Origin of the sequence: Agrobacterium sp. rho-13.3 (assembly GCF_033957765.2) — a bacterium.
In the GTDB taxonomy this organism is placed as follows: domain Bacteria; phylum Pseudomonadota; class Alphaproteobacteria; order Rhizobiales; family Rhizobiaceae; genus Agrobacterium.
This window is the reverse complement of record NZ_CP192774.1, coordinates 1378258-1394073: the sequence shown is the minus strand read 5'-3', so window position 1 is coordinate 1394073 and position 15816 is coordinate 1378258. Positions and strand designations below refer to the sequence as shown.

Annotated in this window: 12 protein-coding genes; 2 read left to right on the top strand and 10 right to left on the bottom strand. The window is 56.4% G+C overall.

All coding sequences use genetic code 11. The annotated features are described in order from the left end of the window. Positions 1 to 306 precede the first annotated feature (306 nt). From RMR16_RS06975 to RMR16_RS06940, 8 genes are all read right to left on the bottom strand, one after another. Positions 307 to 879, bottom strand: a complete 573-nt coding sequence (locus tag RMR16_RS06975) for an RBBP9/YdeN family alpha/beta hydrolase (RefSeq protein ID WP_320201514.1) — start codon at positions 877 to 879, stop codon at positions 307 to 309. A gap of 229 nt (positions 880 to 1108) precedes the next feature. After that, positions 1109 to 2416 carry an adenylosuccinate lyase gene (purB, locus tag RMR16_RS06970; RefSeq protein WP_320201513.1) on the bottom strand — a complete coding sequence of 436 codons (1308 nt, stop codon included), beginning with the start codon at positions 2414 to 2416 and terminating at the stop codon, positions 1109 to 1111. Positions 2417 to 2635: 219 nt separating this feature from the next. Further along, a complete protein-coding gene (gene rpe, locus RMR16_RS06965) occupies positions 2636 to 3313 on the bottom strand; it encodes a ribulose-phosphate 3-epimerase (protein ID WP_320201512.1) in 678 nt (225 codons plus the stop codon). An 82-nt stretch (positions 3314 to 3395) separates the two neighbouring features. Further along, a complete protein-coding gene (locus tag RMR16_RS06960) occupies positions 3396 to 4469 on the bottom strand; it encodes a branched-chain amino acid ABC transporter substrate-binding protein (RefSeq protein ID WP_320201511.1) in 1074 nt (357 codons plus the stop codon). Positions 4470 to 4596: 127 nt separating this feature from the next. Beyond that, a complete protein-coding gene (locus tag RMR16_RS06955; protein WP_320201510.1) occupies positions 4597 to 5013 on the bottom strand; it encodes an NUDIX domain-containing protein in 417 nt (138 codons plus the stop codon). Next, positions 5013 to 6524: a DEAD/DEAH box helicase gene (locus RMR16_RS06950; protein WP_320201559.1), complete on the bottom strand. Its 1512-nt coding sequence runs from the start codon at positions 6522 to 6524 to the stop codon at positions 5013 to 5015. The genes RMR16_RS06955 and RMR16_RS06950 overlap by 1 nt, the downstream gene beginning before the upstream one ends. A gap of 198 nt (positions 6525 to 6722) precedes the next feature. After that, on the bottom strand, positions 6723 to 7991 hold the full coding sequence (locus RMR16_RS06945) for a M23 family metallopeptidase (protein ID WP_320201558.1): 1269 nt from the start codon (positions 7989 to 7991) through the stop codon (positions 6723 to 6725). Positions 7992 to 8129: 138 nt separating this feature from the next. Further along, entirely contained in the window at positions 8130 to 8597 is a 468-nt protein-coding gene (locus tag RMR16_RS06940) for a peroxiredoxin (protein WP_320201509.1), read from the bottom strand. 179 nt (positions 8598 to 8776) lie between these two features. Between RMR16_RS06940 and RMR16_RS06935 the strand changes: the two genes are divergently transcribed. Next, complete coding sequence (locus RMR16_RS06935) at positions 8777 to 12184, top strand: DUF3971 domain-containing protein (protein WP_320201508.1); 3408 nt, start codon at positions 8777 to 8779, stop codon at positions 12182 to 12184. A gap of 51 nt (positions 12185 to 12235) precedes the next feature. On the opposite strand, the gene tyrS is transcribed toward RMR16_RS06935, so the two are convergent. Then, positions 12236 to 13489 carry a tyrosine--tRNA ligase gene (gene tyrS, locus RMR16_RS06930; protein ID WP_320201507.1) on the bottom strand — a complete coding sequence of 418 codons (1254 nt, stop codon included), beginning with the start codon at positions 13487 to 13489 and terminating at the stop codon, positions 12236 to 12238. Positions 13490 to 13637: 148 nt separating this feature from the next. Between tyrS and RMR16_RS06925 the strand changes: the two genes are divergently transcribed. After that, positions 13638 to 14759, top strand: coding sequence for an anhydro-N-acetylmuramic acid kinase (locus RMR16_RS06925; protein ID WP_320201506.1), 1122 nt, complete (start codon positions 13638 to 13640; stop codon positions 14757 to 14759). Positions 14760 to 14988: 229 nt separating this feature from the next. Here RMR16_RS06925 and RMR16_RS06920 read toward each other — a convergent pair whose 3' ends face one another. Beyond that, positions 14989 to 15666 (bottom strand): alpha/beta hydrolase, encoded by a 678-nt coding sequence (locus RMR16_RS06920; protein ID WP_042615994.1) that lies wholly within the window; start codon positions 15664 to 15666, stop codon positions 14989 to 14991. Between the last annotated feature and the right edge of the window lie 150 nt (positions 15667 to 15816).

Genomic DNA, 15816 nt, shown 5'->3' with positions numbered 1-15816 from the left:
AAGTCTACCAGATTGCTGGGTTGTTCGTGTGTGGCGGGTATCGGCAAGCGCTGTGAATGACAGATAATCTCACCGCTCGTCCGAATTAGAAGGGCGGGAACGGGCAGGGCGTCAAGAATATCTTTCAGCAACAGATCTTCGGCCACGCGATCCTGCCATGATGTTGAATATATTAAATCGCGCACCAGCGCACGCTGACACAGAGCGCAGACTATTGTTGCAGACTTAAGCCGTGGTTAAAAGGGAGGTGCGGAATTTTGTATTCCGCACACTAAAGTTGTAGCCTAAAACAATATTTTTTTAAATTTATTCGCCGAATCCGGCAGGTGGCTTCAACTTGCTGATAAACTGCGCAAAAACCATAGTGCCTTCCGGCCAGGGGCCGTGACCGGATTCCTTGTTGATGTGACCGGACATGCCAGCATCGATCAATGTGGAACCCCAGGCGTTGGCGATATCGCCCGCATGTTCATAGCTGCCAAACGGATCGTTCTGGCTGGCGATGGTGATTGTCGGAAAGGGCAGAGGATCACGTGGATAGGGGCCGAACGTCATCAGGTGCTTGGGCCGTATCGCCGGGTTGGCAACATCCGGCGGAGATACCAACATGGCACCGGCGATCTTGTCTTTGATCTGCGGCAACGCGTGAATAACAGTTGGCACGCCCAGCGAATGCGCAACCAGCACCACGGGCCGCGTGCAGGCGTTGACCTCCTCGACCAGCTTTGCCACCCAATCATCCTTGACGGGTTTTGCCCATTCCGCCTGTTCGACGCGACGCGCAGTCGACAGTTTTTCCTGCCACCGGCTCTGCCAGTGGTCGGGGCCGGAATTGGTATAGCCGGGGACGATGAGGATATCTGCTTCTGATGCTTTCATGTGCCATATCTTGGTGTTGTGGTTGCTATAATCAAGGTCCGCTTAATTACAGACAAAGTAATCGGCGATGCTGTTTATAGCAGACAAGCTTTCTCTATTTCCGTCATCCCGGACTTGATCCGGGATCCAGTGCGATCAAGTCCTTGATCGCAGAAGACTCTTTCGCACCGCGGACGCGGCGCTGCTGGATTCCGGCTCAAGGCCGGAATGACGGATAATAGAGTGTCGATCAAGCCTTGCCAAACACGCGCGTGAAAATCGTGTCCACATGCTTGGTGTGATAGCCGAGATCGAACTTCTCGCGGATTTTTTCTTCCGGCAAAGCTGCGCGGACTTCTTCGTCGGCCAGCAGTTCCTCGAGGAAGTCCTTGCCTTCTTCCCAGACGCGCATGGCGTTGCGCTGGACCAGACGATAGGAATCCTCACGCGACACGCCAGCCTGCGTGAGTGCCAGCAGCACGCGCTGCGAATGCACGAGGCCACGGAACTTGTTCATGTTCTTCAACATGTTGTCCGGGTAGATAACCAGCTTTTCAACAACGCCGGCCAGACGGTTCAGCGCAAAATCGAGCGTGATCGTCGTGTCCGGGCCGATAGCGCGCTCGACGGAAGAGTGGCTGATATCGCGTTCGTGCCAGAGCGCTACGTTTTCCATGGCAGGAACGACCGACATGCGGACCAGACGGGCAAGGCCGGTGAGGTTTTCGGTCAGAACCGGGTTGCGCTTGTGCGGCATGGCAGACGAACCCTTCTGGCCGGGAGAGAAGAACTCTTCGGCTTCCAGAACTTCGGTGCGCTGCATGTGACGGATTTCGATGGCGACGTTTTCGATCGACGAGGCGATGACGCCTAATGTTGCGAAGAACATGGCATGGCGGTCACGCGGGATGACCTGCGTGGACACAGGCTCTGGCGATAGGCCGAGCGCCTTGCAGACGTGTTCTTCCACCGATGGGTCAATGTTGGCGAAGGTGCCGACAGCGCCAGAGATAGCGCCGGTGGCGATTTCTTCGCGGGCATTGACGAGACGGGCGCGGTTGCGGTCCATTTCGGCATAAAAACGGGCAAAGGTCAGGCCCATGGTCGTTGGCTCGGCGTGAATGCCATGGCTGCGACCAATGCGGACCGTGTCCTTATGTTCGAAAGCGCGGGTTTTCAGCGCAGCCAGAACGCGGTCCATATCGGCAAGCAGCAGATCGGCGGCGCGCACGAGCTGGATGTTCAGCGTCGTGTCCAGAACGTCCGAAGAGGTCATGCCCTGGTGGATGAAACGGCTGTCTGGACCGACGAATTCCGCTAAGTGCGTGAGGAAGGCGATGACGTCATGCTTGGTGACGGCTTCGATCTCATCGATGCGCGCAACGTCGAATTCCGCAGCGCCGCCCTTTTCCCAGATGGTCTTGGCAGCTTCTTTTGGAATAACGCCGATTTCGGCCAGCGCGTCGCAGGCATGTGCCTCGATTTCGAACCAGATGCGGAACTTTGTTTCCGGCGACCAGATTGCGACCATTTCCGGCCGGGAATAACGAGGGATCATGGCGAGGGCTTTCTCTAGAGCATTTCCAGCAAAAGTGCGAAGCGGTTTTGCGTCCGGACAATGCGTTAAACAAAATGTTAGAGCATTTTCGCATTTTGAAGAAATGCGGAGACGCTCTAACGGGTAAATTTTCTGTCCCTTTAGCAAAGTGTTCCCGCAATCTCAACGCATTCGGCGTTTGAGTGCGAAATCCCGGCCAAAGGGTAAATACGATGCGACTTAACTGCGGCCTTGTTCTGCTGCGGCGCGAACGGCGGTGACCATGGTGCGATAGTCCTCGACGCCGTCACCCTTGAAGATGGCGGAACCGGCCACCAGCACATTTGCACCGGCTGCAATGGCACTGCCCGCTGTGGCAATGGTGATACCGCCATCGACTTCGATTTCAATCGGCCTGTCACCGATCAGGGACTTGGTGGCGCGGATTTTGTCCAGCATGGCAGGAATGAACTTCTGGCCGCCGAAGCCGGGGTTGACGCTCATGATGAGAATGAGGTCCACATCGTTCAGTACGTTTTCCAGAACGGACAGTGGCGTGGCCGGATTGAGCGTGACGCCAACCTTCTTGCCCAATGAGCGAATGGTTTGTAGCGAACGGTGCAGATGCGGGCCAGCTTCGGCGTGAACCGTGATGCCGTCGCAACCGGCCTTGGCAAAGGCTTCGAGATATGGATCGGCAGGCGCGATCATCAGATGGCAATCGAAGAAGGCTTGGCTGTGTGGGCGCAGCGCCTTGATGACATCAGGACCGAAGGAGATGTTCGGCACGAAATGTCCGTCCATCACGTCCAGATGAATCCAGTCCGCACCGGCTGCGGTCACATCGGACACTTCCTGACCGAGTTTCGCGAAGTTTGCGGCAAGAATGGACGGGGCAATCCGTACGGGAAGGGACATTTGCAAAATCTCCTAAAACAAAGGTTTTGTCGGCCATATCATTGATATCAAGCGTCAACAATCGTCGACTAAGCGATTGTTATTACCGCTCGGCGCGTTCCACAGGAACGAAGGCTGTGCCATTCCATTGCTGCAAACGATAGGGGTTTGTCTGAAGCTCCTGTTTGTCATTAAAGGAGATCTGGCCAAGAACGGTGTCGAACACCGTGCCGACGAGCAGCGTGGCCGCTGGCTTTTCTTGTGCCTGTGTCAGTTCGACAAGTTTTGCCGTGATTTGTGTGGCTGCGAAGGCTGGCAACACATATCCATCTGGCTCCACCTTGGTGGCGCGCAGTTCCTTGACGGCATCAGCGGCGGCGGGAAGTGCCGAATAATCGAGCGTGGTGATGGCAAGCACGCCGGGCTGCAAGGCAACGGGCGTGTTGGCGGCTCTCATCGTGTCGCCCGACAGTATCGTCAGCGCAATTTTCTCGGCTGCGGCATCGCGGGCGATGATGGACACGTCGTTGCGTTCTGCGCCGATGAAGACGTGGGTAATGCCGGTGCGGGTCAGGCGTCGCACAAGCGCTATCTGCTGCTCCTGCGCCGGGCGCAAGGTGTCCGTGAAGGTTGGCTTGAGGCCGGATTCTTCCAGTTTGGAGCGGATGCGGTCCACCAGTTCGCGGCTGTAAATGGTGCCATCGTCGATAAGCCCGAAGGAGTGGCCTTTCCAATCGCGCAGCATGACGTCGATGGCCGCTTGCGCTTCATCGGCCTCGGATGGCCCAAGACGAAAGAGCGGCCAGCCACGCTTGAGCGCGTCTTCCATAAGGCCGGATGCGCGGCTTGAAAGGGTCAGTGCGGGGATCGATGCGTTTTTCAGCGTCGGCAGCGCGTCCGCCAATGTTTCCGTGCACAGAAAGCCCACAACCGTCACGACTTTGGCCGCAACCAGACCATCTGCAATGGCGCCACCGCTGCCCTGTTCGCAGCTCTCGTGAATTTCCATCACGTCCAGCCCTGCTTTCGCAGCCGCAATCTTCACGCCCTGGCGGATTTGAAGGCCAAGCATTTCATAGGGGCCGTTCTGCGGCGCGACAACGCCAATTGTCGCAGCACTTGCGGTTCCCGCAAGGGCAAGGCTGGCACCAATGGTGAGGAGGCGAAATAAATGCATCTGGCGGCTGTTTTCCTCTTCCTGTCTTGCGATGTTTATCGACACAGAGCGGATTGCAAAAGAGGAAATGCTTTCGAAAATGCGCGACTAGGAGAAATTTTCGCGTATTTTCAGCGATATAGGCTGACTATTGCTGATTACGCAGATGCTGAAACGCATCCTGAGCGAAAAGCGACAGCGGGGCGGGAGCCTCATCGATATCAAACCAGCCCATATCCGACAGTTTATCGGGTTCGGTGAGGCTCGGCTCACCCTGCACATCATCGGTAACGTAGATGAGCGACAACCAGTGCTGCCCATCTGCCGGAATGATCTGTTCGCTGATGCACAGGAAATCGACATTGCCAATGGCAAGGCCGGTTTCTTCTTCTGCTTCGCGTCTGGCGGCAGTGGCGGCGGTTTCCATATGGTCCACCTTGCCGCCAACAATGTTCCAATGTCCGGCTTCGGGTGCATTCACTCTTTTATAGAGCAGCACCTTTCCATCTCGTTTTATGACGAGACCAGCACCGACGCCCGGAAAGTGAATGCCCGGCTTGGACATTAGGCTTTCGCGTTTGCAACGATCAGCATGAATGCCGGAATGTCATCACCAAAGCCAACCGGTGTCGGACCATCATCATGGTCGCGGTAGTGGCGGCGACGATCACGATTGTCGTCGTTGGCGTGAGGCGCAGTGTGGCTCCGCTCGAAATTGCGCGGTGCCTTTTCGTGCTTACGCTCTGCCTTCACTTTGTCGCCTCCGTTTGCCGCAATCTCTACAGGTTCTGCTGGCTGAATGATTTTGATTTCGGGTTCTGTCACGGCCTGCTGCGGGGCAGCATCACGACGGTTTCTGTCACGGCCACGACCACCACGCTGTTCTTTTTCCTTGCCACGGCGCGGACGCTCTGAGGCAAAGCTTTCCATCGGTGCCGGAAGCGCCGTCAGGTCGCCGTTCAGCCATTCGATCTTTTCGTTGATCAGCTTTTCAATGGCGTCCAGATATTTCGTGTCGCGACGATTGACCAGCGTAAACGCTGCGCCCGAGCGGCCAGCGCGTCCGGTACGACCGATGCGGTGGACATAATCTTCCGCATGGATAGGAACGTCGAAGTTAAAGACGTGGCTGACATCGGGAATATCCAGACCGCGTGCGGCAACGTCCGAGGCAACCAGCAAGGTAATCTGATTGTCCTTGAAGCCAGCCAGCATTTTCGTGCGGGAATTCTGGTCCATGTCCCCATGCAACGCGCCGACCGAGAAACCGTGACGCTCCAGCGAGCGGAACAGGTCTGCGACATCTTTCTTGCGATTGCAGAAGATGATCGCGTTTTTCAGTTCGGTCTGGGCATTGATGAGATCGCGAAGAATGGCGCGCTTCTCGTAATCCTTGTCATGCGTCGCAACGATGCGCTGCGTGACTGTCTTTGCAGTGGAAGATGGCTTTGCCACTTCGATGCGAACAGGATTTTGCAGGAAACGGTCAGCCAGCTTCTGGATTTCCGTTGGCATGGTGGCCGAGAAAAACAGTGTCTGACGTGTGAAGGGAATCATCTTCGCGATGCGTTCGATATCGGGGATGAAGCCCATATCCAGCATACGGTCGGCTTCGTCGATCACGAGGATCTCAACGCCGGTCATCAGCAGCTTGCCGCGTTCGCAATGGTCCAGCAGGCGGCCCGGTGTGCAGATCAGAACGTCTGCGCCGCGTTCCAGCTTGCGATCCTGCTCATCGAAGGACACGCCGCCGATCAGAAGTGCGACGTTCAGCTTGTGATTCTTGCCGTATTTTTCAAAGTTTTCTGCAACCTGTGCCGCCAGTTCGCGGGTCGGTTCAAGGATAAGGGTTCGCGGCATTCTTGCGCGCGCACGACCTTTTTCCAGCAGTGTCAGCATGGGCAGAACGAACGATGCCGTTTTGCCTGTTCCCGTCTGCGCGATACCGCAAATGTCGCGTCTTTCCAGTGCCGGCGGAATTGCGCCTTCCTGAATAGGTGTCGGCGTTGAGTAGCCGGCATCAGTGATAGCGGAGAGAACTTTTTGGCTAAGGCCAAGATCAGAGAATGTTGTCAAAGGAAAAACTGTTTCCATGTTGGTTCGAAAAGAACACTTAGCTGTCAATACGGCGACGCCGCAGACCGTCAGCGCGACATATGCCGAAATCGCCAGAAAGTCAAGGAAACAGGGATTTATCCCAAAATGATGCAGGTTGCCGCACTTGGGGCAGCATGACCGGCAATTGCATCTGCATTGGAAGCAGGCAGACGGTTCCTACTGAAGATAGGTTTTGAGTTCCGTTCCGGCAACCAGAAACCGCATCGGATCAACCGGGTTATCATTCAGGCGTACTTCATAATGCACATGCGGACCCGTCGAACGGCCCGTGCTTCCAGCTCTGCCGATGACGTCTGCGGCATTGACCTTGTCGCCCTCCTTCACCAGAATTTGCGACATGTGGCCGTAACGGGTGGTGATGCCTTTGCCATGGTCGATTTCCACCATGTTTCCGTAACCGCCTGAAAAGCCTGCGCTTATGACCGTCCCCGCACCCGTTGTGCGAATGTCCGCGCCCGTTTCTGCGGTGAAATCAATGCCGGCATGAAGGGCGAGACGCCCTAAAAACGGGTCCATCCGGTTGCCGAAACGGCTGGAAATGTCGTGGCCGGGGGCAGGGTTTCCGAAGGGAAATGCTTCTGCTGCGCCGCGCACGCTGTCCAGACGGTTCAGCGCATTGTCGAGATTGCTCAGCGACGCTTCGAACGACGCATCATTGGTCGTGGGTTCCACGAAAGGTCCGCCGATGGCGTCATGGGCCTTGTCTTCGATTTTGATGCCTGTTCTGCGAATGATATCCGCCATCGCATCCGCCTTGTTTTCAGCGCCAACGGTCAGGGATGCGATTCGGCTAAGCTGGTCGCTTTCGACTTTGCTCAACGACGCGATCATTTTTGACAGTGCACGATCAGAGGTGCGCTGGTCCGATTGACGATAGGGCAGGCTGCCCTTCATTCCGATGTCTGCGGTTGAGGCACCGACCAGTTGCTCTATGGCAGAGGATGCACCGGAAAGGCTGGCTCTTTTGTCTGGCGCGTAGGCATTGACCGGCGGTGCGTCATCTTTCGCACCGGAAACGCCGGATTTATCGGCTCTTTCCAGCAATTCGCTCATGCGACCGTGACGGGAGGTGAGGGCGTTTTGCTGGGCAAGAAGGCGTTCGACCTTGCGCTCCACCACCTGTTGATCCAGCAATTGTTTGGAGGTGACGCGGTCTACCTGTGAACGAAGGGCTGCAATACGGTCCTCGTAGTCCTGCTTCATGCGAGACTGGCGGGCAATGGTTGCGCCAACGAGATCGTCTCTCAAGATGAGATAGGCGGTCGCGCCGATATAACCCACGCTCAGCAGGCCTGCGATGCACAGGGCAGTGGCCGCAAGCCATGGCCTGATCGTCAAATGGCGAACCTTGTCGCCACTCGCCAAAATCAAAACGTGCTGCTGGCGCTTTTTGCCAAATGCCAGGTTTTTACCCGCTTCCGTCAAAATCTCTACTCCAGCCAAGGTCGTCTTCGCTGGAATAGTATTTTGTTAAGGTTAACGAAGTTTTGACTTTATCTTTTCAGTGAGTGCTGATGGACGTCAAAACCGGAATAAAAACGAGGCATCTGCGTTAACGCGAGCTCAGAGCGCTTTGGCCGCCTCTAAAACATCTGCCGCATGGCCGGGAACCTTAACCTTGTTCCAGATTTTTGCGATTGTGCCATCTGGTGCGATGAGGACGGTGGTGCGTTCCACGCCCATGTATTTTTTGCCATACATGCTTTTTTCTTTCCACACGGCGTACGCTTCCAGAACCTGCCGTTCTTCATCCGCAGCCAGCATGACGGTGAGCGCATGTTTGGCAGCAAATTTGTCGTGGCTTTTTACCGAATCGGGAGAAATGCCGATGACGACGGCATTGGCCGCTTCGAATTCCGCACCCAGCGCGCTGAAATCAATGGCCTCTGCCGTGCAGCCGGAGGTGTCGTCTTTGGGGTAGAAGTAAAGCGCGACGGCTTTGCCCTTCAGGCCGGACAGGCTGACATCGCCGCCGCCGTTTCTGGGAAGTGTAAAATCCGGGGCTTTTTCGCCTATTGTCAAATCTGTCATGTGTGACCTTTCTTTCGCCGGATTATTGAGTAAAGGGGGACAATATTCGATATATACCGAATAAGAGCTTCGTCCAGTCTTGTGGCGAGTCAAACGGTGTGGTTGGTTGAGACCGTCACTCCGAATGGGCCTTGATTATGATTGCGGGGCCAGGCAATTCCGGGAGCAAGCACAGACGGATGGCGGAAATTCGTGGCGAAAAAGTGAGCTTCAGCAAGCGCGATATCGTGCCGCTGCATGCTATGCCATCTGCTCAGGTGCATGACCCTATTATCGTGCACTGCCCGATGCCGCGTTCCATGACCGGGATGCTGTTGAAGGTCTTCACGGCACTTGTGGTTTTGGCCTTTATCTCCATCGGCGGCATTATTCTGTCCATCGAAACGGGTTCTATCGACAGTGCTTTGTCAAAACAGGCAAAGCAAGCGCTCGAAAATGCGCTTGGCCCTCGTTATGAAGCGCGCATTGGCTCCACCTCCGTGCGTTTCGCATCCGGATTTCAACTGGCGCTGGTTGCGCAGGATGTCGATATTATCGAACAAGGCTCTGGTGAGCATCTGAGCCGCGCCCGTGCCATCGGCATGGCGCTCAATCCCTTGGCGCTGCTGACCGGGCGTGTTTCCGTCCAAAGCCTTGAAGCGACGGGGATGGAGCTGGACACGGCGCTTTTGCCGAAAGGACAGGGGCTGAACGTTGAAGCATTGCGGGTCGATGAAGTTCCCGATTTTCTGAATATCGCCTTTACGGAACTGGATCGATTTGCGCAGGCGTTTGAACGCAGCGGCACGGAAGAAATCGATCTTTCAGATATCGCCATTCGCCTGCCAGCGCGCGAAGATGGCCAGCTACGGACAATTGCGCTGCGGGAAATATCGCTCGTGCCCGATGGCGCTGGCGGATATTCTCTGGATGGAAGCGTGGCGTTCAACGGAGAGGTGGCCACACTGTCTCTTGCCGCAGAAGGCGCTGGCGGCGGCATAGACCGTTTCACCGCCCGGCTCGATGGTTTCGATATAGGCCCACTTCTTGAACAGCACGATCCTGAGGGTCTTCTGCACCAAGGGCTGAATGTCAAAGCGGGCGTCAATATTGTCGGCAGCAGAGATCGCGGCGAAAGCAAGCCATCGCTTGCTGCCTCTGTGGGTATTGGCGACGGCAAGCTTTATATCGGTGGCGATGCGCAGCCGGTGTCTGGCGGGCAAATCAATGCGCGTTATGATTTTGACCAGGGCACAATCGCCGTGGACAATTCAAGTCTCACATTCGGTCGCACCGTTTTGCCGATCCGTGGACAGATAAAAGACAGCGACACCGGCTTTGATCTGGCGCTGCGGATAGAACAGGCGGTGGCGGTGGCCGAAGCGGGGGGGGAACCACCGGTCACCTTCAACCTCACGGCGGATGGAACCTATAACAAGGCCACACGCCAGCTTGATGTTCCCGGTCTTTACGTAAAGAGCGCGCTAGGCGACATGGCCGGTTCGCTGAAGGTGCATTTCGGGCAAGGCTCACCCGAGATCAGTTTTGGCGGGCAGATTCCCAAGATGGAGGCTACGGCTGTCAAGCAATTGTGGCCGTTCTGGATGGCGCGCAAAGCGCGGCCTTGGGTCGTTTCCAACATATTTGGTGGTACGGTCAGAAACGGGTCGATTGCGGTCTTCATTCCGCAGGGACGCATGTGCGGACCGGGTTGCCCGCTGGAGCTTTATGCCAGCGAATTGCAGATCAAATTCGACATAGACAATACGCGCCTGAATGTGACCGGCGACATTCCGCCCATTCGCGATGCGTCGGCGCATTTTGAGCTGATTGGTGAAAAGATCGATGTCAACATCACCAAGGCCACGTCGTTTTTCCCGTCAAATCGCACGTTGACGGTGGACAACAGCAGATTTTCGATACAATCGGTCTATGACAAGCCGTTGATGGCTGATCTCGACCTCAACGTGTCCGGTTCCGCGGACGCCGTTGCGGAAATTGCGACATTTCAGCCGATCAATGCCATGAAAGATACGGAATTCAAGCCGGCTGATTTTTCTGGCAACGTGACAGCCAACACCAAGCTGAGAATTGGATTGCTGAGCAGCCAGCAGCCTCCGGCGCCGGTGTGGACGGCGCGGCTCGATCTGGACGATGTGGCGATGACACGGCCTTTTGCCGGTCGTAACGTCTCTTCGATCAATGGACCGCTGACCGTGGACAATGATGCCCTGCGTTTGAAGGGCAAGGGCCGTATTGACGATGTGGCGATGGACATCGATCTGGTGCAGCCGACCCGCAAAGCAAGCACGGTGGCGCGGCAACTGTTGCTCAAGGCAACGCTTGAGCCGGGACAGGTTGCGAAGCTGGCACCGGAGTTGACCAAGGTGTTGGGCGGCACGTCCGTTCTGGAAATCAACAGCACCGATCCGCGTCGCCAGAGCGTGAAGCTGGACTTGTCCAACGCTTCGATCGTCTTGCCAGGCATAGGCTGGAGCAAGGGGGCGGGCATTCCTGCCGGTGCTTCATTCACCATGGAAACCGTCGATGGCCGCACCAGTATCAGCAATTTTTCGCTGAAGGGTGATGGTTTCGGTGCCGCAGGTGATCTGGCCTTTGATAAAAGCGGGCTGATATCAGCGAATTTTTCGCGCTTTCAGCTTTCGCCGCTCGATGACTTTGCCGTCTCGGTCTCATCGTCACGCAAGAACTACACGGTCAATGCCAGTGGCAAATCTGCCGATTTAAGGCCGTTGATTGCGCGGTTGCGTAATCCTTCGACCAAAGGTGCCGGTGCTGCCTCTGGGAATTCTGCATCCGGCAACAGCGATTTCGGCGCGTTCTCCGTCAAGGCGCAACTGGACAAGATTTACGGCTTCAACGACGAAGTGATGAGCAACGTCAATGCGGACATCAACCTGCGCGACGGCAAGCTTCGCACGGTCGATTTCAAGGGCGTCACAAGCCGCGGACAAGCTGTGGTTGCGCAGACCACAAACCGTGGAGATGGCGGAACGATCAATCTGACCAGCAGTGACGCCGGTTCGTTTGCGCGTTTTACCAACCTCTACACCCGTGTTCGTGGCGGCCTGTTAAACCTTGCTTTGACGACGGCAAACGGCAATGACTGGAGCGGCTCGCTCGACATGCGCAACTTTGCTGTGCTGAACGAGGCCAAACTTCAGGATATCGTCACGACGCCCTCGGGCGAGGATGGCCGAAGCCTGAACACGGCGGTGCGCCGTAATATCGATGTCAGTTCCGAAAAATTCCAGCGTGGTTTTGCGCGGGTGGTTTATGTGAACGGTACGCTGGCGCTTGAAAACGGCGTTATCCGTGGTGAGCAGATCGGCGCGACATTCCAGGGTATCGTCAAGGATCAGAGCGGTAATATGGATATGACGGGTACATTCATGCCTGCCTATGGCCTGAACCGCCTGTTTGGTGAATTGCCGTTTATCGGCATCTTCCTCGGCAATGGCCGGGATCGCGGATTGTTGGGCATTACCTTCAAGCTGACAGGCCAAACGGATGCGCCGCGCTTGGCGATCAACCCGCTATCGCTGATCGCGCCCGGCGTGTTCCGACAAATCTTCGAGTTCCAATAAAAAGGGCCGCTTTCGCGGCCCGATGTCTTCTGCGTTTTTCACCAGCCCAAATCAGGCAGGCCGCACCAGAATGTGCTTTTTCTTGCCCAGCGATAGCTTGATGACGCCATCGGCAGTGACTTCGCCTGCGCCGATGACCTGGCGTTCATCGGTAATGCTCTGGTCGTTGATGCGAACCGCACCGCCCTGAATATGGCGGCGGGCTTCACCATTGGAGGTGGCGAGACCGGCGCGGACGATGAGCGACAACAGGCCGAGGCCTGCCTCCAGCTCGCCCTTCGGCACGTCGATGGAGGGCAGGTCATCTGCCAGCGCACCTTCTTCGAAGGTCTTGCGGGCAGTTTCCGCGGCCTGTTCGGCATTCTGGCGGCCATGCAGCATGGCGGTGATTTCGGTCGCGAGGATTTTCTTGACCTCGTTGATTTCCGAACCGCCAAGCGCCGAAAGCCGCGCAATCTCATCCATCGGCAATGTCGTGTAGAGCTTCAGGAAGCGAGACACGTCCGCATCTTCCGTGTTGCGCCAGTATTGCCAGAAGTCATAGGCAGACAGCATATCCGGATTCAGCCACACGGCACCGTTCAGGGATTTGCCCATTTTCGCACCGGAAGAGGTGGTCAACAGCGGCGAGGTCAGCGCGTAGAGCTGCTGCGTTCCCATGCGGTGGCCGAGGTCGATACCGTTGATGATATTGCCCCACTGGTCCGATCCGCCCATTTGCAGGCGGCAGCCGGTGCGCTTGTTCAGTTCGACGAAATCGTAGGCCTGAAGGATCATGTAGTTGAACTCGAGGAAGGACAGCGACTGCTCACGGTCCAGACGCGACTTGACGCTGTCGAAGGACAACATGCGATTGACCGAGAAGTGGCGGCCGACATCACGCAGGAATTCGAGGTAGTTGATATCGCGCAGCCAGTCGCCATTGTTGATCATCATGGCGGGCTTCACCGCCTGATCGTAATCGAGGTAGTTGGCGAACACGCGCTTGATGGAAGCAATGTTGCTTTCGATGGTGTCGACCGTCATCAGCTGACGTGCATCATCCTTGAAGGAAGGATCGCCAACCATGCCGGTGCCGCCACCCATCAGCGAAATCGGCTGGTGGCCGGTTTTCTGCATCCAGTGCAGCATCATGATCTGGATCAGACCGCCAGCGTGAAGGCTCGGCGCGGTCGGATCAAAGCCAATATACGCAGTCACGGTTTCCTTGGCGAAGAGTTCATCGAGACCTGCCTCGTCGGAGATCTGGTGAATAAAGCCGCGCTCATCAAGCGTGCGGAGGAAATCGGACTTGAACCTGGACATAACCTTTTTCTTTCTGGCTGGGTCTTCGTTTTCACTGAAATGCCAATGAATGCCGCGCCCTTAGCATTGTTTTTTGATAAATGCACCCGATTCAGCCATGAATGTTTCGATCACGGTTGAGATGATTCCTTTTGCGGGAGAGCGGTGCATGGGTGAAGTGAAAACGGCACTAGGACTGATGAGCGGCACGTCCATGGATGGAATCGACATCGCCCTGTTGCACACCGATGGCGAAACGATCGTCAAGCACGGCCCGAGCGGCTATTTCCCCTATGATCCGCAGCTGCGCGCCGTGTGGCAAAAGGCGCTGGTGACGGCGAAGTCCATCACGCAGCGCACCGAGCGACCCGGAGATTTGGCGCAGGCCGAGCGCAAACTGACGCTGGCACACGCCGCTGCGGTGAATTCGTTTTTGCGACGCCATGGGTTAAATGCAAAAGCCATCGATGTGATCGGTTTTCACGGCCAAACCGTTCTGCACCGCCCGGATGACGCGCTGACCGTGCAGATTGGCGATGGGCCATTGCTGGCGGAAGAAACCGGCATCGATGTGGTATACGACATGCGCGCCAATGACATGGTGCAGGGCGGGCAGGGCGCGCCGCTCATTCCTGTATATCACGCCGCCCTTGCCGCCAATCTGCCGGAACAGTTCGAAACACCTGCGGTTTTCGTCAATATCGGCGGCATCTCCAATCTGACTTATGTAGGAGACGGCGGCGCGTTATCGGCTTTCGATAGCGGCCCCGGCAATATGCTGATCGATCAATGGATCGAAGCGCACACCGGCAAAACCTATGATAAGGGCGGCGCGACGGCGGCAACAGGAACCGTCGTTCCATCACTGGTGTCGCAATATCTGGAAAGCCCGTTTTTCTCCGCCAATATTCGTCGTTCACTGGATCGGTCAGATTTTGTAGCCCCGCAAAAAGGCGAGGTGTCTCTGAGCGATGGCGCACGGACCTTGGCGCATCTGACCGGCGCCGCCATCCTCAAATCCGCGAGTTATCTGCCGGAAGCAGCCAAAACCTATGTTGTCTGCGGTGGTGGGCGATTGAACCCGGTTATCATGGCTGAGTTGTCTGCACAGGCCGCGAAGCACGGCGCGAAGGTTATCGCAGCAGAAGAAGCAGGCTTTGACGGTGGTGCGATGGAAGCGGAGGCTTGGGCTTATCTCGCCGTGCGTTCGCTGAGAGGACTGCCGTTGACCTATCCCGGCACGACAGGCGTGAAGGAGCCAGTGACGGGTGGGGTTTTGGTGAGAGTGTGAGAGAACCAACTCCTACGTCATGCCGGACCTGATCCGGCATCCAGCCGCCTTGCGTCTGCAAGGCGAGAGGACACCTCTCCAACCAATCCCGTCGGCTGGACCCCGGATCAGGTCCGGGGTGACGGAGTTTGAGGAGAGGTATGCAATCAATTGACCTGCTCAAGAAGGCTTCTCTCAAACAAAAACCGCCGGGGACACCGGCGGTTTTGAAGGTCGTCTTATTTCAGTCTCACCGAATCCGCTTTGCAGCCGGTTCCGGCACCAGCTCGCCATTCAGGCGGCGGTCGAGGTAGTCTTCGCATTCGCCCATCAACGTATCCACCTGTCCGTTGAAGAAGTGGTTTGCGCCGGGGACGGTGCGATGGGTGATGAGGATGCCCTTCTGTGTCTTCAGCTTTTCCACCAGAACATTGACGTCCTTTTCCGGCGCTACCTTGTCCGCATCACCATTGATGATGAGGCCAGAGGATGGGCAGGGGGCGAGGAAGGAGAAGTCGTAGGTGTTTGGCTGCGGAGCAATCGACATGAAACCTTCGATTTCCGGGCGGCGCATCAGAAGCTGCATACCGATCCACGCGCCGAACGAGTAACCGGCCACCCAACAGCTCTTCGAATCGGGGTGCAGGCTCTGGACCCAATCCAGTGCCGATGCTGCGTCCGAAAGCTCGCCCGCGCCGTGATCGAATTCGCCCTGGCTGCGACCGATGGAGCGGAAGTTGAACCGCAACGTCGTGAAGCCGCGCTTCTGGAACAGGTAGAAAAGCTGATAAACGATCTGGTTGTTCATCGTGCCGCCGAACTGCGGGTGCGGGTGCAGGATGATGGCAATCGGCGCGCTTTTTTCCTTGGACGGCTGGTAACGGCCTTCGAGGCGACCCGCGGGGCCGTTGAAAATGACTTCGGGCATTGGTACTCCGGTCGTGTTTTTCAGTTTCTGACGCTTTCCATGCGCAAGAAGACTTGACGCGGATGGTCAGCTTTTCTAAAACCCAGTTTAGAATTATTCGAAACTTCGCGTGCCTTCAGCACAGTTGAACGTGTCATAAGGCAAGCGCGA